The sequence below is a fragment of the Pseudomonas sp. LS2P72 genome (assembly GCF_054897865.1).
Map to the genome: position 1 here is coordinate 4,785,864 of NZ_CM142708.1, position 16,520 is coordinate 4,802,383.

Genomic DNA, 16,520 nt, shown 5'->3' on the forward strand with positions numbered 1-16,520 from the left:
AGCCCGGCATCATTGGCCCAAACTAATCAAAAATAGCGCTTGAGAATCAATCGCACAGTCTCTAAGCTGCGTCGGCGTCAAGGAGGACGCCCCCCGCTTCAGGCCAGAATTCCCCCGGTTTTTCCCTTCCCAGCGTGTAAAGTAACAGCCATAAAAATCATATTCAGGAATCGACTATGGCCGTGGCTAAATCCTCTTTCGACATCAGTGCCAACTTCGACAGTGGCAACATTGAAGTGCTGGACATCAGCAATCCGTTGCAAGCCCTGCTGGCCATCAAGCCAGACACCCGCAGCCAGCACTTTCAGTGGTTCCACTTCAAGGCCAGCGGTCTGCACGTCGGCCAGGAACACTGGTTTCGTCTGAACAATGCCAGCAAGTCCTCCTACAACAAAGCCTGGGATGGTTATCAGGCGGTGGCGTCCTACGACCACGTCAACTGGTTTCGGGTGCCGACCATTTTCGAAGGTGACTGCCTGCGCTTCAGCCTTGAAGCCACCGCCACTCACGCCTGGTTTGCTTACTTCGAACCCTACAGCCGCGGTCGCCATGACTGGTTGATCGAGCAAGCGCTGACCAAGGCCGGCACCGAACTGCTGGCCACCGGCAAGAGCGTCGAAGGTCGAGACATCCAGCTGCTGCGTAAAGGCACGGGCGCCGAAGGTCAGCGCAAGGTCTGGATCATTGCCCAGCAACACCCCGGCGAACACATGGCCGAGTGGTTCATGGAAGGCGTGATCGAACGTCTCGAAAAACACGACGATCCGGTATTGACCAAACTGCTGACCAGCGCCGATCTGTATTTGGTGCCGAACATGAACCCGGACGGCGCGTTCCACGGTCACCTGCGCACCAACGCCATGGGTCAGGACCTGAACCGCGCCTGGCAGAGCGCCAGCCAGGAACTCAGCCCGGAAGTGCTGTTCGTTCAGCAGCAGATGGAAAAGTACGGCGTCGACCTGTTCCTCGACATCCATGGCGATGAAGAAATCCCCTACGTGTTCACCGCCGGTTGCGAAGGCAACCCGGGGTACACGCCACGAATCGAAAAACTCGAAGAACATTTCCGCAGTCATCTGAAGCACCTGACCAAGGACTTCCAGACCAAGCACGGCTACACCCGCGACGAACCGGGCAAAGCCAACATGACCCTGGCGTGCAACAGCGTCGGCGAGAAATTCGACTGCCTGTCACTGACCCTCGAAATGCCCTTCAAGGACAACAATGATGCACCGAATGCGCTGACCGGCTGGTCCGGCAAGCGTTCGAAGCAGTTGGGCAAAGATGTGCTGACGACCGTTGCGGACATGGTCAACACCTTGCGCTGATTCCCCCGATCCATGTAGCAGCTGCCGAAGGCTGCTACAAAGGCTCAGCCGCGATCCTTGCCCCGCAACATGCTGTCCAGCACGTCATCGCGGCGCACCCAGCCGTGAAACAACGCCGCCGCCAAATGCAGCAGCACCGTCAAAAACAACAAACACGCCAGATACCCGTGAGCCTTGCGCAGGAACGCAAACACCTGCGCATTCGCCGGTACGATCGACGGCAACTGCAACGAGCTGCTGAGCATCACCGGATCCCCCGCCGCCGAAATCATCGCCCAGCCCAGCAGCGGCAGAATCAGCATTAAGGCGTACAGCAACACATGCGAAGCCTTGGCCGCCAGCGCTTGCCAACCCGGCAGATCCGCCGGCAGCGGTGGCTGTTGCGTGGAAAAACGCACGGCCAGGCGCACGATCACCAACAGCAAAATCGCGACGCCCAAGGGTTTGTGCAGATGAATGAGCCACTCATGACGCTCGGACACCGAAGCGGCCATGCCCGCGCCGATAAACAGCATGGCAATGATCATCAGCGCCATCAGCCAGTGCAGCAATCGCGCTAAAGGCGCGAAGTGGTTCGGTTGAGCGCTCATTGACGAGACTCCTGTTTATTGGCAGAGGGCAACTGGCTGACTTCGCTGGTACGACGCAAGTAGGAAGTGGCGTACCCCGCTGAACGAGCGGCGAGCAATGGGTCGTCGGAACCTTCTATGCCGGCGGGCAGTACCAGCGGGTCGTAGTTGATGTCCCGGCATTCGCCATTGAGTTGCGGCTGGGTGCTTTCGAGCACGAGGGTGCCGGCGTTCAACACTTTGCGACCCTCGGGCCAGGCCTTGCTGGCGTCGTTGACCGGATCGCCAGGGTTGGCCAGCGTGATGTTCAGTTGCCAACGCAGCGGCCCTGCGGAAATACGCTGAACCAGGTCTTTCTCCAGGAATTCACCACCCTCCGGCGCCGTAGCGCCCGCGGCATCCTGAGCGACGGGCACCATGCTCCAGCGCACCGCCTGCCGTTGTCCCGCAGCGTTCACCAGGTAAAACGCATTGACGCTGTTATAGGTTTCCGTCACGTAGCTGGCCGACGGCTTGGCGGTTTTGATCCAGGCCAGGAACGGTGCAGCTTCCGGATGCGAACCGAAGAACGCGGGCACGGCAGCCGGGTTCGGCTTGCCGGTGGCCGGGTCCGGTGACTGGGCTTGTTGCAATTGATAAAACGCCTCCGGCGTACCCACCGGGAACACCGGCATGCTGTTCATCCCGGTGCGCCACTGCTGGCCGTTGGCCTGGGTGAATCGCAACGCCAGGCTGCGAATCGGCACGCTGTTGTCTGGGGCATAAGGATTACCGGCCGGCAATGCGAAACGCCCGACCACCGGGGTCCGCGCTTCATTGAACACCTGAGCGCTGGAATAGCTGCGCGCCTCACCGCTGCTTTCGAAATGTCCGATCACGCACACGCCTTTGGAGTGGTTACGCCGGAAGCCCGCATGCACGCCGTTGTTGGTCTCCAGCACATTGATCAGTTTTTTCGGGGTCAGGCGCTGTGGGTCAAAGGTGCCGTTGACGTAGGCAAAAGCCCCGGCCAGAGCAGCAACCACCACAGCAATACCGGCCAGACGCAATGTCAGGCTCGCGGCACTCAAGGGTGGCCGGGTGGGCGGTGATGAGCGATCTACCATGAAAGACTCCAGGGCCATCGGCCACAAGTGAGAAGGATCAAGCAGACGAACCCCACTGCGGTTTATTCCATCGCGCCGTATTTATTTTTTCAGGCGTGGAATAACCTCGCATGCCGGGCGTCTCTCTAGCCCACAGCGTAGTGACTAGCCAGAAACTCATGAACGATATCGACGAACAACTGCGAGAAATCATTCCCAGATTGCGCCGGTTTGCCGTGTCGTTGACGCGCAATCCCAGCAGCGCCGACGACCTGGTGCAGTCTTGCCTTGAGCGCGCATTGTCGAGTTGGAGCGACAAACGCCCCGAGGGAGACTTGCGCGCCTGGCTGTTTTCGATTCTGTATCGACAGTTTCTCGATGCTCACCGGCGCTCCCGGCGTTATGCGCGGATGCTCGAATTCTTTACCGGGCGTGACGATTCACAGCCGTCGGTGGAACGCACCGTGATCGCCCAATCGACCCTGCAAGCCTTCGATCAGCTCACCACCGAACAACGCGCCCTGCTGCTCTGGGTCTCGGTCGAAGGTTTGAGTTACAAAGAGGTCGCCGAGATTCTCGACGTCCCCACCGGCACCGTAATGTCCCGCCTGTCCCGTGCCCGCCAAGCCTTGCGCCAGCTGAGCGACGGCGAAATCACCCGTCCTTCACTGCGGAGACTCAAATGATCAGCATGCCCCCAAGCGAGCGTGACCTGCACGCCTACGTCGACCAGCAACTCAGCGATGCCGACCGACGTCTGGTGGAGACTTTTCTGGCCAGCAACGCTGAGGTGGCTGCCCAAGTGCGCGCCTGGCAGCAGGACGCCCAGCAATTGCGCGCGGCATTGAGCGGCGTCCTGCAGCAACCGGCCAATCCGGACCTCGACCCGGCGCTGATTCGCCAACGCCTCAAACGACAATCTCGCCGTCACCTGGCCAGCGCTGCCGTGTTGCTGATCGCGGTCAGCGTCGGCGGGTTCAGCGGTTGGCAAGCCCGGGAAATGACGCTCATCAGTGCCCAACTGCCGATGACCGATGCCCTGCAGGCCTATCGCCTGATTGCCCAGCAAGGCATCCTGCCGGCCGACTACAAAGTCAGTGACGACGGTGATATGCAGGGTTGGCTCGACCGTTATTTCACTCAGGCCAATCGCTTACCCGACCTCTCGGGCGCAGGTTTCAAACCGGTCAGCGGACGCTTGCTGAGCACCGAACAAGGGCCGGCGGCGATGGTGGTTTACGAGAATCAAAGCGGCCATAAAGTCAGCTTCTACGTCCGCCCACCGGGACCGAAAAATTACCTGTTACCGAGGGGCAGTCGCAGCGATGGCGAGTTGCAGGCCGAGTACTGGTCGGGGGGCGGGTACAACTACGCGATGGTCAGCCCGAGCGATACGCCGGCGGCGCAGATGCTCAAGCAAACCGTGCAGTTCTGACCACACCACCAATCCCCTGTGGGAGCGAGCCTGCTCGCGAAGAGGTCGGCACATCAAACATTGAAGTCGACTGACCCACCGCTTTCGCGAGCAGGCTCGCTCCCACAGGGGGCTCGGCGAACATTTGTGGATTGTGTTCAACCCTGCCCGAACACTTGCGAAGGCCTACGCAGTAACGGGTCGAACGGATTGATCCGCGGCCCGATCAGTGCCGCTTCGCGCTTGAGCATTTCGACCACCGTCGGCAAGCGATCCGGCCCCAGCCGATCACTCACGGTCGCCACACTCAGTGCCGCCACGGCCCGCCCTTCACGATCCAGAATCGGCACCGCCACCCCGGCCATTCCCTGCAACACGCCGGTGTTGCGCCCGGCATAACCCAGCTTGCGCACATTCTCGACTTCCGAGCGCAGGAACACCTCGTCGTACAGGTGGAAATCCTTGAGCCTCGGCAAGTTGTAGTGAATCACCGTGTCGCGCTCTTCTTCTGGCAGGAATGCCAGAATCGCCAAGCTGCCCTGCCCCACACCCAGCGCCACCCGCCCGCCGATGTCACCAGTAAAGGTCCGGATCGGAAACGGCCCTTCACTGCGATCCAGACAGATCGCATCAAAACCACTGCGCGCCAGCAAGAACAAAGAATCGCCCAACGACGCCGACAGCCGCAGCAGCGCCGGACGCACCAGTTCACGCAAGTTTCCGGTGTTCCCCGCGCGGGCCGCCAAAGCGAAAAACTCCAGGCTCAGGCGATAGCGTTTGCTGCGCACATCCTGCTCGACCATGCCCTCATCCATCAGGCTGCGCAGCAATCGGTGCGTGGTCGGTTGTGACAACCCGATGCGCTGAGCCAGTTGCGTCACGCGCTCCCCGCCCTCGACGGTGTCACCCAGACTGCGCAGCACGGCAAACAGTCTGGAGACCGCGCCAACACCGACATCACTTTTGCTTTCATTCCGCTCAATGGAATCTGTCATGGGTTTTCTCGAGTATTAATTTACTCACTGAATGAAATCGAAAATAGGCATCGATTCAGTGAAATAGGCCATTGAGCCCATCCTAGTCTTCGTCCTAATCTGCGTCCACAGGGGCGATTCGAACAACAGCGGCAGCCGACTCAAGTCGAGCGTCAACGCACCCGGCAAGACCTTTTCGTATCTGCCCATACAAAAAAGCGCGCCTTCGGGCGACGCATAACAATCTCAGGTGGAGCGCAGTTATGGCTTTTGTGCAACTTGAAGGACTCGGCAAACGTTACGGTGAGATCGACGCCGTCGTTGCTACCAACCTCTCGGTCGAGAAAGGCGAGTTTGTCTCGCTGCTCGGCCCCTCCGGATGCGGCAAAACCACCACCCTGCAAATGATCGCCGGCTTCGTCGAAGTCAGCAGCGGTCGCATCCTGCTGGACGGTCGCGACATCACCCACGCCAAACCCGCCAGCCGTGGTCTGGGGGTGGTGTTCCAGAGCTACGCGCTGTTCCCGCACATGACCGTGAAGGACAACGTCGCCTTCGGCCTGCGCATGCGCAAAGTGCCCGGTGCCGAGTTGCAGCAGCGAGTGGACCGGGTGCTGAAACTGGTGCGACTCAACCCGCATGCCGAGCGTTACCCCAGGGAGCTTTCCGGTGGTCAGCGTCAACGTGTTGCATTGGCTCGGGCCCTGGTGATCGAACCGCCGGTGCTGCTGCTCGATGAGCCGCTGTCCAACCTCGACGCCAACCTGCGCGAAGAGATGCAATTCGAGATCCGCCGCATCCAGCGCGAAGTCGGGATCACCACACTGATGGTCACCCATGACCAGTCCGAAGCGCTGTCCATCAGCGACCGGGTGGTGGTGATGCAGGCCGGGCGCATCACCCAGATCGACGCGCCCTACACCCTCTACGAACACCCCCGCACCGAGTTCATTTCCGGGTTCGTCGGCAAGGCCAATCTGCTACCCGGTGAGCGTGATGGCGCGGGCGTGGTCCAGGTTCGCAGTGGCGGCGAACTGACCTTGAGCCTGCGACCGGAAAAAATCGATCTGCGGGACAAAGGCCTGGGCCGTCTGCAAGGCAACATCGTCAGCCGCTTCTTTCTCGGCAGCCAATGGCTGTACGGCGTATCGACGACTCTGGGTGAACTCAGCGTGGTGCGCCGCAACGACGGTTCGGCACCGCTGACCGAAGGCACGGCGGTCGGGCTCGATTGGGACGCGACGTTGCTGCGGGTGCTGAGTGCCGACGAGGTGCCGGCATGAGTACGCTTGTCGCCATTCGCCAGGGACGCCAGGGTTACTGGCTGTCGGCACCGGCCCTGGCCTTGTACCTCGGCCTGCTGGTGATCCCGCTGCTGCTGACCTTGGTGCTGTCGTTCAACGTCTTCGACTACAGCTCGGGAATCAACAGCGACGCCTACACCCTCGATCACTACAGCAGCCTGCTCGGCGATCCGTACTTCTACGAAATCTTTCTGCGCACGATGTGGATCAGCGCCCTGACCACCCTGCTCTGCGTGGTGATCGGCGTGCCCGAGGCCTACATCCTCAGCCGCATGGGCACGCCGTGGCGCTCGATTTTCCTGATTCTGATCCTCACCCCGTTGCTGATTTCGGTGGTGGTGCGCGCCTTCGGCTGGAGCCTGTTGCTGGGTGCCGACGGCCTGGTCAACCAGACCTTGCAAGCCTTAGGCGGCTCGCCGATGAAGCTGCTGTACACGCCGTTCGCAGTGGTGATTGCGCTGGTCCACGTAATGCTGCCGTTCATGATCATCCCGGTCTGGACCTCGCTGCAAAAACTCGACCCGGCCGCCGAGCAGGCCGCGATGTCCCTCGGTGCCAGCCACTTCACCGTGATGCGCCAAGTGGTGTTGCCGCAGATCATGCCCGGCGTGCTCTCGGGCACCTTGATCGTGTTCGGTCTCGCCGCCAGCTCCTTCGCGATCCCCGGCCTGCTCGGCGGGCGCCGGATAAAAATGGTCGCCACGCTGATCTACGACCAGTACCTGTCGGAGCTCAACTGGCCAATGGGCGCGGCCATCGCCGTGGCCCTGCTGTTGCTCAACCTGCTGATCATGCTGTCGTGGAACCGGATGATCGAAGGCCGCTACAAGAAGTCATTGGGATAACTCGACATGTCCAAGAACGGTCCTTTCGCCCTGCTGTTCCATACCCTGGTGGTGTTGTTCATGCTCGCGCCGCTGGTGGTGGTCTGCCTTGTGGCCTTCACCCCGGAAAACACCCTGAGCCTGCCGACCACGGAGTTTTCCCTGCGCTGGTTCCGCGCGGTGTTTGAGCGTGCTGACTTTGTCGATGCGTTCTACAACAGCCTGATCCTGGCGTTCTGCGCGGCCAGTCTGGCGACGCTGATTGCGGTGCCGGCGGCGCTGGCGATCACGCGCTTCGAGTTCCCCGGCCGCGACTTTCTCAACGGTCTGTTCCTGTCGCCGATCATCATTCCGCACTTGGTGCTGGGTGTCGCATTGCTGCGCTTGTTTGCGCTGATGGGCGTCAACGGCAGCTTCGCCTGGCTGATTTTCGCCCACGTGCTGGTGATCACACCGTACGTGCTGCGGCTGGTGCTGGCGTCGGCCATCGGCCTGGATCGCAGCGCCGAACACGCCGCGCAATCGCTCGGTGCCGGGCGCTTCACGCTGTTCCGGGAAATCACTTTGCCGATGATTCTGCCGGGGGTGGCCGGTGGTTGGCTGCTGGCGTTCATCAACAGTTTTGACGAGGTCACGCTGTCGATTTTCGTCACCTCGCCGGCCACGCAAACTTTGCCGGTGCGGATGTACGTGTACGCCACCGAATCCATCGATCCGATGATGGCGGCGGTGTCGGCACTGGTGATTGGGCTGACCGCGCTGACGATGATTTTGCTCGACCGGGTCTACGGCCTCGATCGGGTCCTGGTGGGCAAACAATGAGGGCGCCATGGCTCTGCTGAAACGACTGGCCGAAGGCGACCGCCCGGCCCTGGACTTTACCCTCGACGGCACACCGGCCACCGGTCTGCTCGGCGACACCTTGCTGACAGCGGTGCTGACCTGCAGCGAACACTTGCGCGGCAGCGACTTCAGCGCCGAACCCCGCGCCGGTTTTTGCATGATGGGTGCGTGTCAGGACTGCTGGGTACGACTGGGCGATGGCCGACGCGTGCGCGCGTGCTCGACGCTGCTCGAAGCCGGGCAGCAGATCAGCCGAGAACCGGGGCGATCGGTATGAACACGAACCTTCCCTGCAGAAACCCGATCCTCTGTGGGATCCAGCCAAAAATAATGCGGCATACCTCAATCAACTGTGGGAGCGAGCCTGCTCGCGATAGCGGATTGTCAGCCACCACCCATGTTGAATGTACCGCCGTCATCGCGAACAGGCTCGCTCCCACAGGGGTTCCGTGGCGGTCAAAAATAATGTGGGCAACGCCGACGGGGTGGGTATGAAACCTGTAGTCATCATCGGTGCGGGGCCCGCCGGCATTCGTGCCGCACAAACCCTGGTCGCCCACGGCGTTCGCCCAGTGCTGCTGGACGAAGCAGCACGCGGTGGCGGGCAGATTTATCGTCGCCAACCGGCCAACTTCAAGCGTTCCCCAGTCAAGCTGTACGGCTTCGAAGCCAGCAAGGCCAACGCGTTGCATCAGACGATCGACGCGCTGCGCGAGCAACTCGATTACCGTCCTGAAACCCTGGTATGGAACGTCGAGGACGGTGCGCTCGACACTTTGCATGAAGGCCGCGCCGCGCGGCTGGCGTTCTCGCGGGTGATCGTCGCCACGGGCGCCACCGACCGGATTCTGCCGGTGCCGGGCTGGACCCTTCCAGGGGTCTACAGCCTCGGCGCCGCGCAGATTGCCCTCAAGTTTCAAGGCTGCGCCATCGGTGAACGCGTGGTGTTCGCCGGCAGCGGGCCGTTGCTGTACCTGGTGGCGTATCAATACGCCAAGGCCGGTGCGAATGTCGTCGCTGTGCTCGACAGTTCGCCCTTCAGCGCTCAGGCCCGCGCCCTGCCCGGCCTGCTCTCGCAACCGGCCACCCTGGCCAAAGGCATCTATTACCGCAGCTGGCTGACCGCCCACGGTATTCCGGTGCATCAGGGCGCCAACCTGAAACACATCAATGGCGAACAACGTGTGCAATCGCTGAACTGGTCCAATGCAAAGGGTGAACAACCACTCGATTGCGACGCCGTCGCCTTCGCCCATGGCCTGCGCAGTGAAACCCAACTCGCCGACCTGCTTGGCTGTGAATTCGCCTGGAATCCGCTCAACCGCGCCTGGCTGCCGCAGCGTGACGGCGCCGGTCGTAGCAGTGTCGCCGAGGTTTACCTGGCCGGTGACGGCGCCGGCATCATGGGCGCCGACGCGGCGGAAATGGCCGGCGAACGCGCAGCCCTGGCGTTGCTCGAAGACATCGGTTACCTGACCCCGTCGCAACGTGGGGCGCAATTGGAGCAGGCGCTGAGACGGATCGATACCTTCCGCCAAGGCCTGGAACGGGCCTTCGTCTTTCCCGAAAAATGGGCCGTCGATGCCCCGAATGACGTGATGATCTGCCGCTGCGAAGAAGTACGGGCCGGCGACATCCGCCAAGTGGTGCGCGAGGGCCATTGGGAAATCAACCGGGTCAAGGCGCATTGCCGGGTCGGCATGGGCCGCTGTCAGGGACGGATGTGTGGCGCCGCCGCCGCGGAAATCATTGCCTGCGAAAGCCAGCGATCCGTATCCGACATCGGCAGGCTTCGGGCTCAGGCGCCGATAAAACCCCTGCCGTTTGGTCTGGAGGTCGAGTCATGATCGAAGTCGATGCCGTCATCATTGGCGGCGGTATTGTCGGCGCCTCCGCCGCTCTCTTTTTGAGCAGGGCCGGTCGTCGCGTGGCGCTGCTTGAGCGGGACTTCTGCGGCTCGCATTCCAGCGGCGTGAACTACGGCGGCGTGCGGCGTCAGGGGCGACCGCTGTCGCAATTGCCGTTGTCGCAGCGGGCCCACGACATCTGGGGACAACTGCCGCAGCTGATTGGCATCGACGGTGAGTATCAGCGCAGCGGCCACCTGAAACTGGCCCGCAGCCTCAACGATCTGCACGCCTTGCAAGACTATGCCGCCAGCAGTCGGGGCTTTGGCCTCGATTTGCAGGTACTCGAGCGCAGTGAATTACGCGCACGTTTTCCGTGGGTCGGCGAGGTGGCGGTCGGTGCCTCGTTTTGCCCCGATGACGGTCACGCTAACCCGCGACTGGTCTCCCCGGCATTTGCCCAGGCGGCGCGGCGGCATGGCGCGCAAGTCCATGAACAATCCCCGGTGACGGCGGTGGAACACGACGGTCAACGCTTTCGCATCAGCACGCAAACCGGTCTGGAGCTGCAAGCGCCCTGGCTGCTGAATTGCGCCGGGGCCTGGGCCGACAGCCTGGCAGAACAGTTCGGCGAGGGCGTGCCGATGCACGCCGGGCACCCGGCGATGCTGGTCACCGAACCGTTACCGCTGGTGATGAATGCCAGCACCGGGGTCGAGGGCGGTGGTATCTATGCCCGTCAGGTCGCGCGCGGCAATTGCGTGCTGGGTGGCGGTCAGGGTTTTGCCCTCGACGACGCTCGCGCCCGGCCCGGTCAACACGCCGTGATCGAGATCCTGCGTCAGGCCGTCGAGCTGTATCCGTTTCTTGAAGGCGCCCAGGCGATTCGTACCTGGAGCGGCACCGAAGGTTACCTGCCCGATCGCCAACCGGTGATCGGCCACAGTGGCACTCAACCCGGTCTGTTGCACGCGTTCGGCTTTGCCGGTGCAGGTTTTCAGATCGGTCCCGCGGTGGGCCAGGCGCTCACCGAAATCATCTGCAGCGGCGCCTCAAAGACGCCACTGGATGCGTTTTCCATCACCCGGTTTCACTCCATCTCCGTTGCTTGATAGAGGAAGGTCGCGCCAATGAATAACGTCAAACGCACTGCACTGCTCGGTATCTCCTGCATGAGCGCCCTGCTCACGGTCAGCCAGGCCCATGCCGAACCGACGCTTTACCTGGGCATGAACGGCGGGACCATGGAGCGGCTCTACGCCGACAAGGTGCTGCCGGTTTTCGAGAAGGCCAACAACGTCAAAGTGGTGATTGTGCCCGGCACCTCCGCCGATATTCTGGCCAAGGTCCAGGCCAGCAAAGGCAACCCGCAGATGCACGTGATGTTCCTTGACGACGGCATCATGTACCGCGCCATCGCCATGGGGCTGTGCGACAAACTCGAAGACAGCGCGCCGCTGGCGCAGATTCCGGCCAAGGGCCGCATCAAGGATCAAGCGGTGGCGGTGAGTCTCGGCGTGACCGGGCTGGCGTACAACACGCGGTTGTTCAAGGAGAAAGGCTGGACCGCACCGACCTCATGGATGGACATGGCCGACCCGCGTTTCAAGGACAAACTGGTGTTCCAGTCGATGGCCTCCTCGACCTTCGGCCTGCACGGCTTCCTGATGTTCAACCGGATTCAGGGCGGCAGCGAAACCGACGTCGAGCCGGGCTTCAAGGCTTGGCCGAACACCGTCGGGCGCAACGTGCTGGAGTACATCCCGAGCTCGGCGAAGATTTCCGAAATGCTTCAGACCGACGAAGCCGCGCTGTTCCCGCTGACACCGACCCAGGTCACCGCCCTGAAACTCAAGGGCATGCCAGTCGAATATGCGCAACCGAAGGAAGGCGCCGTGGTGCTCAACGTGGCTGAATGTGCCATCGCCAACAACACTCAGCCAGAACTGGCGCAGAAACTCGCCGCCTTCTTGCTGACACCAGAAGCGCAGGCCGCCGCGCTTGAAGATGGCGACCAGATCCCGTCCAACCCCAATACCCCGACCACTGACAAGACTCGCGGTCAGGTCGAGGCGATGAAGCAGTACCTGACCACGGCCATTGCGATCGATTGGGATCAGGTCAACGAACAGCGTCCGGAATGGAATGCGCGGTGGAATCGCAGTATCGAGCGGTAGATAGCCGGCCCAACCAGATCTGGGAACACCACAACACCTGTGGCGAGGGAGCTTGCTCCCGCTGGGCTGCGACGCAGCCTCAAAACCATGAAAGCGCGGTTTTTCACACACCGCGTTGAACGGTTACGACTGCTGCGCCCGGGCGCGGATCGGCCGGCGGGAGCAAGCTCCCTCGCCACAGGCAAGCCCTCTCACCACAAGAGCATCGTCGACACAGCTGGAATGGAAATTCCACATTTGGTACAGCCTGACAGACACCACACTTTTCCAGCTATGATGGCGCCCATTTTCTGGCCTCCGCGCCCTCCTCTCGATCAATAGTGAATCTGTTCATGGATACCCTTGCCCAACTGCGCGCCGGCCAACTATCGGGCATCACTCGCCTGGGCCTCACCGGCGGCCTGACGGAGTTTCCGCGAGAAATCTTCGACCTGGCGGACTCGCTGGAAATCCTCGACCTCAGTGGCAATGCCTTGAGCAGCCTGCCGGATGACTTGCACCGCCTGACCCGTTTGCGCGTGTTGTTCTGCTCGGACAATCTGTTCACCGAACTGCCCGACTGCCTGGGCCAATGCTCCGCGCTGACAATGGCCAGCTTCAAGGCCAACCGTATCGAGCGCGTGTCAGGCGCTGCCCTGCCACCGTTGCTGCGCTGGTTAGTCCTGACCGATAACTGCATCACTGAGTTGCCCGCCGAGCTGGGTGAACGCCCGCACCTGCAAAAACTCATGCTTGCCGGCAACCGCTTGCAACGCTTGCCGGACAGCTTGCGTCATTGCCATCGACTCGAACTGATCCGCATCGCCGCCAATCAGTTGAGCGAGTTGCCCGAGTGGCTGCTGTCCCTGCCGAGCCTGACCTGGCTGGCGTACGCCGGTAACCCGCTGGAGACCGAAGCCGATGCGGCCGCCCTCGAAGCCACCCCTCGCATTCCCTGGTCCGAACTGCAACTGGAGCAGCAACTGGGCGAAGGCGCATCGGGTGTGATTCATCGGGCCACGTGGGACCGACCGGGCCAACCGGCCACTCAGGTCGCGGTCAAACTCTACAAAGGCGAAATGACCAGCGATGGCTCACCGTTGCACGAAATGAACGCCTGCATGACCGCAGGTTTTCACCCCAACCTGATTCGGGTTGAAGGGCGCGTCGTCGGGCATCCAGAAGCCCAGGCCGGGCTGGTGATGCAATTGATTGATCCGAGCTATCGCAATCTGGCGGGGCTGCCGAGCCTGGCGTCATGTACCCGCGATGTTTATGCCAGCGACACCCGGTTCAGCGCTGGCGTGGCATTGCGCATCGCCTGTGGCATCGCCTCGGCAGCCGAGCATTTGCACCAGCATGGCATCACCCACGGCGACCTCTACGGCCACAACATTTTGTGGAACGAGCACGGTGATTGCCTGCTGGGGGATTTTGGCGCCGCGTCTTTCCATGCCATCTCGGACAGCCTTGAAAGCCGTGCGCTGCAACGGATAGAAGTGCGGGCGTTTGGTATTTTGCTGGGGGAATTGTTGGAGCGGATCGACTCGGGGTTGATCGATGAGAATCGTGTGCAGCTAGAGGCATTGCAGCAGCGCTGCTGTCAGCCGCAGGTGCTGGAGCGACCGGGGTTCAGCGAGATTGTGCAGGCGTTGAATCGCTGGTGACCGCTTCGCGGTCAATCGTCGGATCGCCGCCCGGAGCAGGCTCGCTCCCACAGGTTTTGTGTCGAACATATAATTTTTATTCAACACAACCTACTGTGGGAGCGAGCCTGCTCGCGATGGCGGTATCACTGAAAAATCAAATTACCCCGCCAACCCGACAAACAGGTCCTGCACGTCATCGTGGTTATCGAGGCCTTCAAGGAAGGCTTCGACTTCTGCCATCTGCTCGTCGCTCAGACCGCTGACCGGGTTTTTCGGCTGATAACCCAGCTTGGCCGACAACACGGTGAAACCTTGCTCCGGCAGGGCTTTCTGCACCGCATCCAGGTCCGCAGGCTCGGTCAGGAACAGAGTCGTGCCCTCTTCCTCGCCCGGCTCGAAATCCTGGGCGCCGGCTTCGATCGCGGCCATTTCCGGATCGGCGTCAGGGCTGTCCGGGGACGCCTCGATCATGCCGACATGGTTGAAGTCCCACGCTACCGAACCGGAAGCGCCCAATTGGCCCTTGCGGAACGCAACGCGGATTTCAGCGACGGTGCGGTTGATGTTGTCGGTCACGCATTCAACGATCAGCGGCACCTGATGCGGTGCGAAACCTTCATAGGTCACGCGATGGTATTGCACGGTTTCGCCCAACAGGCCCGCGCCTTTCTTGATCGCGCGATCCAGGGTTTCCTTGGGCATCGAGGCTTTCTTGGCCTGCTCGACCACCAGACGCAGGTGTGCGTTGGTGGCAGTATCGGCACCGTTGCGGGCAGCGATGGTGATCTCTTTTACCAGTTTGCCGAAGATCTTGCCCTTGGCGTTAGATGCCGCTTCTTTGTGTTTAACCTTCCACTGTGCGCCCATTACTCACTCTCTTGATCTGTGGCGCCGAGACATCTATTGGCCGACGCATGGCGCCAAGTTTATACGCCCTAAAGTTGGCAATCGACCAAAAATTCCATCCTGTTTACCCGCATGACGATCGACATCTTCACCGGCAGTTGTAGGGCGATTCTGAAACTTCGATTTGCGGTGACCATAAAGGGCTGTGGTTTCGTACCCTCTGCGCCCGAATTCCATGGCAGAAGCGCATTCGATGCACAACGACAAGGAAAGTCCCTTCACCCTGACACTCCTCGACGGCGATTTGAGCTTGCAGGTGTTGCAGTTCAGTGGCCGAGAAGCCCTCAACCACCCCTATCGATTCGACATCGAAGTGATCGGCCTGGCACCGGCCATGAGTCTCGACCAATTACTGCAACAGCCGGTTTTCCTCAGCCTGATGGAGGGCCAGGGTATTCACGGTGTCCTTCACAGTGCCAGTCGCGAGCATCGCGGCCCCCACCGGATCGGCTACAAACTGGTGCTGGTGCCCTACCTTCAATGGCTCGACCGGCAGCGTTCACGCCGCGTCTTTCATCACCTCAGCGTACCGATGATCCTGCGCCAACTGCTGGAGGAACATGATGTGCCCGAGGGGAGCTATCGCTTCGAATTGTCGAACGGGCACTATCCGCTCCGACCTTTTTGCATTCAGTACGAGGAGAGCGATCTGGCATTGCTGCAACGGCTGTGCGAAGAAGAAGGCATTCACTATCACTTCGAACATCAGCGCGACGGGCATGTGCTGGTCCTGGCCGATGACAGTCTGAGTTTCCCCCAGGAACCGCTCCTGGCGCCTTTCCTGAGCAATGTGTCCGAAGAAAGTGACCTGCCGGTGATCAGTGAGCTGTTCCAGCGCCATGACTCGCCGCCCTTTCCCTCGCGACTGGAGGCCAGGAACCGTGGCTCGCAAAACCCCGACGACGGCGCGGCCAACCATGCTTTCAGCAAACCATTGCCGGTGATGGTCCGCACCGCTCCCGCGCACCTCCATCGCGATCAGTTGAGCCGACGACAACTGGAACGTCTGCGTTGCCAGCACCTGCAGATCCACGGTCAAAGCAATCAGAGCGCACTGCGCAGCGCACGGATAGTGCAGGTGTCGGAGCATCCACTGCCGAATTTCAACGATCAATGGCTGCTCACCGAAACCCGACATCAGGGGCAGCAGCCTTCGATTCTTGCCACCGACAAACCCGTCACTGTCCGCCATTACCTCAATCAGTTCACCGCCATTCCCTGGTCAACGGTCTTCAGGCCGGCGCTCAGACAGACCCGGCCGAGCATCCCGGGTTATCAGCCCGCCCGGGTGCTGGGGCCGGCCGGGCAACCGGCGGCGCTGGATGATCGAGGTCGAATACAGGTCAGGCTGTGGCCAACAGCGCAAGCGGATTCGTTTAAATCCGCCGGGATCTGGCTACCGGTGGCCCTTGCAGCGCCGGACGGTCGGATTGACCCATCCAGCCTGCCAAAGGCCGGCAGCGACGTCCTGATCAGTTTTCTCGACAGCGACCCGGACCGGCCCGTGCTGTGCGTCGGCATGGGCCATCACCCGCGCACTCGGCCCGTTCCCGAGCCACGCCGCGACAGCCACTTGCTGCTCGACTGGCTGGTCAATCGCTCGGACCTCACACCCTGACAC

The 16,520-nt window shown here is 61.4% G+C and carries 16 protein-coding genes; 12 read left to right on the forward strand and 4 right to left on the reverse strand.

Annotated features, from left to right (window positions below; translation table 11 throughout):
* Positions 1-176: 176 nt before the first annotated feature.
* On the forward strand, positions 177-1,328 hold the full coding sequence (locus ACYZUA_RS22025; RefSeq protein WP_461960585.1) for a M14 family metallopeptidase: 1,152 nt from the start codon (positions 177-179) through the stop codon (positions 1,326-1,328).
* A 44-nt stretch (positions 1,329-1,372) separates the two neighbouring features.
* Here the strand turns inward: ACYZUA_RS22025 and ACYZUA_RS22030 are convergent, their stop codons facing one another.
* Together ACYZUA_RS22030 and ACYZUA_RS22035 are read right to left on the reverse strand one after the other, a co-directional pair.
* Positions 1,373-1,918, reverse strand: a complete 546-nt coding sequence (locus ACYZUA_RS22030) for a cytochrome b (RefSeq protein ID WP_461960586.1) — start codon at positions 1,916-1,918, stop codon at positions 1,373-1,375.
* Positions 1,915-3,003, reverse strand: a complete 1,089-nt coding sequence (locus ACYZUA_RS22035) for a catalase family peroxidase (protein ID WP_461960587.1) — start codon at positions 3,001-3,003, stop codon at positions 1,915-1,917. The genes ACYZUA_RS22030 and ACYZUA_RS22035 overlap by 4 nt, the downstream gene beginning before the upstream one ends.
* A 158-nt stretch (positions 3,004-3,161) precedes the next feature.
* Here ACYZUA_RS22035 and ACYZUA_RS22040 point away from each other — a divergent pair, with 158 nt between their 5' ends.
* Positions 3,162-3,668: an RNA polymerase sigma factor gene (locus tag ACYZUA_RS22040; RefSeq protein ID WP_461960588.1), complete on the forward strand. Its 507-nt coding sequence runs from the start codon at positions 3,162-3,164 to the stop codon at positions 3,666-3,668.
* A complete protein-coding gene (locus ACYZUA_RS22045; RefSeq protein ID WP_461960589.1) occupies positions 3,665-4,417 on the forward strand; it encodes an anti-sigma factor family protein in 753 nt (250 codons plus the stop codon). Before ACYZUA_RS22040 ends, ACYZUA_RS22045 begins: the two co-directional genes overlap by 4 nt.
* A gap of 137 nt (positions 4,418-4,554) precedes the next feature.
* On the opposite strand, the gene ACYZUA_RS22050 is transcribed toward ACYZUA_RS22045, so the two are convergent.
* Positions 4,555-5,391, reverse strand: coding sequence for an IclR family transcriptional regulator (locus tag ACYZUA_RS22050; RefSeq protein ID WP_461960590.1), 837 nt, complete (start codon positions 5,389-5,391; stop codon positions 4,555-4,557).
* Positions 5,392-5,633: 242 nt separating this feature from the next.
* Here ACYZUA_RS22050 and ACYZUA_RS22055 point away from each other — a divergent pair, with 242 nt between their 5' ends.
* The 8 genes from ACYZUA_RS22055 (at position 5,634) to ACYZUA_RS22090 (ending at position 14,011) form a co-directional block, all read left to right on the forward strand.
* On the forward strand, positions 5,634-6,653 hold the full coding sequence (locus ACYZUA_RS22055; RefSeq protein ID WP_461960591.1) for an ABC transporter ATP-binding protein: 1,020 nt from the start codon (positions 5,634-5,636) through the stop codon (positions 6,651-6,653).
* The gene (locus tag ACYZUA_RS22060) at positions 6,650-7,519 is read left to right on the forward strand and encodes an ABC transporter permease (RefSeq protein WP_461960592.1); all 870 of its coding nucleotides are present in this window, start codon (positions 6,650-6,652) and stop codon (positions 7,517-7,519) included. Before ACYZUA_RS22055 ends, ACYZUA_RS22060 begins: the two co-directional genes overlap by 4 nt.
* A gap of 6 nt (positions 7,520-7,525) precedes the next feature.
* Positions 7,526-8,320, forward strand: a complete 795-nt coding sequence (locus ACYZUA_RS22065) for an ABC transporter permease (RefSeq protein ID WP_008148452.1) — start codon at positions 7,526-7,528, stop codon at positions 8,318-8,320.
* Between the two features lie 7 nt (positions 8,321-8,327).
* Positions 8,328-8,618, forward strand: coding sequence for a (2Fe-2S)-binding protein (locus ACYZUA_RS22070; protein WP_461960593.1), 291 nt, complete (start codon positions 8,328-8,330; stop codon positions 8,616-8,618).
* A 214-nt stretch (positions 8,619-8,832) separates the two neighbouring features.
* On the forward strand, positions 8,833-10,188 hold the full coding sequence (locus ACYZUA_RS22075; RefSeq protein ID WP_461960594.1) for an FAD/NAD(P)-dependent oxidoreductase: 1,356 nt from the start codon (positions 8,833-8,835) through the stop codon (positions 10,186-10,188).
* Entirely contained in the window at positions 10,185-11,300 is a 1,116-nt protein-coding gene (locus ACYZUA_RS22080) for an NAD(P)/FAD-dependent oxidoreductase (protein ID WP_461960595.1), read from the forward strand. The genes ACYZUA_RS22075 and ACYZUA_RS22080 overlap by 4 nt, the downstream gene beginning before the upstream one ends.
* Positions 11,301-11,318: 18 nt before the next feature.
* Positions 11,319-12,365: an ABC transporter substrate-binding protein gene (locus ACYZUA_RS22085; protein WP_461960596.1), complete on the forward strand. Its 1,047-nt coding sequence runs from the start codon at positions 11,319-11,321 to the stop codon at positions 12,363-12,365.
* A 332-nt stretch (positions 12,366-12,697) separates the two neighbouring features.
* Positions 12,698-14,011, forward strand: coding sequence for a leucine-rich repeat-containing protein kinase family protein (locus ACYZUA_RS22090; protein WP_461960597.1), 1,314 nt, complete (start codon positions 12,698-12,700; stop codon positions 14,009-14,011).
* 141 nt (positions 14,012-14,152) lie between these two features.
* Here ACYZUA_RS22090 and ACYZUA_RS22095 read toward each other — a convergent pair whose 3' ends face one another.
* Positions 14,153-14,860, reverse strand: a complete 708-nt coding sequence (locus ACYZUA_RS22095) for a YebC/PmpR family DNA-binding transcriptional regulator (RefSeq protein WP_461960598.1) — start codon at positions 14,858-14,860, stop codon at positions 14,153-14,155.
* 232 nt (positions 14,861-15,092) lie between these two features.
* Here ACYZUA_RS22095 and ACYZUA_RS22100 point away from each other — a divergent pair, with 232 nt between their 5' ends.
* A complete protein-coding gene (locus ACYZUA_RS22100; RefSeq protein ID WP_461960599.1) occupies positions 15,093-16,517 on the forward strand; it encodes a type VI secretion system Vgr family protein in 1,425 nt (474 codons plus the stop codon).
* Positions 16,518-16,520 lie beyond the last annotated feature (3 nt).

Bases quoted from the DNA above. Each gene is read 5' to 3' on its own strand.
- ACYZUA_RS22085 (WP_461960596.1), top strand. From the start codon at position 11,319: ATGAATAACGTCAAACGCACTGCACTGCTCGGTATCTCCTGCATGAGC.
- ACYZUA_RS22050 (WP_461960590.1), bottom strand. From the start codon at position 5,391: ATGACAGATTCCATTGAGCGGAATGAAAGCAAAAGTGATGTCGGTGTT.
- ACYZUA_RS22095 (WP_461960598.1), bottom strand. From the start codon at position 14,860: ATGGGCGCACAGTGGAAGGTTAAACACAAAGAAGCGGCATCTAACGCC.
- ACYZUA_RS22090 (WP_461960597.1), top strand. From the start codon at position 12,698: ATGGATACCCTTGCCCAACTGCGCGCCGGCCAACTATCGGGCATCACT.
- ACYZUA_RS22070 (WP_461960593.1), top strand. From the start codon at position 8,328: ATGGCTCTGCTGAAACGACTGGCCGAAGGCGACCGCCCGGCCCTGGAC.
- ACYZUA_RS22075 (WP_461960594.1), top strand. From the start codon at position 8,833: ATGAAACCTGTAGTCATCATCGGTGCGGGGCCCGCCGGCATTCGTGCC.
- ACYZUA_RS22025 (WP_461960585.1), top strand. From the start codon at position 177: ATGGCCGTGGCTAAATCCTCTTTCGACATCAGTGCCAACTTCGACAGT.
- ACYZUA_RS22045 (WP_461960589.1), top strand. From the start codon at position 3,665: ATGATCAGCATGCCCCCAAGCGAGCGTGACCTGCACGCCTACGTCGAC.
- ACYZUA_RS22060 (WP_461960592.1), top strand. From the start codon at position 6,650: ATGAGTACGCTTGTCGCCATTCGCCAGGGACGCCAGGGTTACTGGCTG.
- ACYZUA_RS22030 (WP_461960586.1), bottom strand. From the start codon at position 1,918: ATGAGCGCTCAACCGAACCACTTCGCGCCTTTAGCGCGATTGCTGCAC.
- ACYZUA_RS22080 (WP_461960595.1), top strand. From the start codon at position 10,185: ATGATCGAAGTCGATGCCGTCATCATTGGCGGCGGTATTGTCGGCGCC.
- ACYZUA_RS22040 (WP_461960588.1), top strand. From the start codon at position 3,162: ATGAACGATATCGACGAACAACTGCGAGAAATCATTCCCAGATTGCGC.
- ACYZUA_RS22035 (WP_461960587.1), bottom strand. From the start codon at position 3,003: ATGGTAGATCGCTCATCACCGCCCACCCGGCCACCCTTGAGTGCCGCG.
- ACYZUA_RS22055 (WP_461960591.1), top strand. From the start codon at position 5,634: ATGGCTTTTGTGCAACTTGAAGGACTCGGCAAACGTTACGGTGAGATC.
- ACYZUA_RS22065 (WP_008148452.1), top strand. From the start codon at position 7,526: ATGTCCAAGAACGGTCCTTTCGCCCTGCTGTTCCATACCCTGGTGGTG.
- ACYZUA_RS22100 (WP_461960599.1), top strand. From the start codon at position 15,093: ATGCACAACGACAAGGAAAGTCCCTTCACCCTGACACTCCTCGACGGC.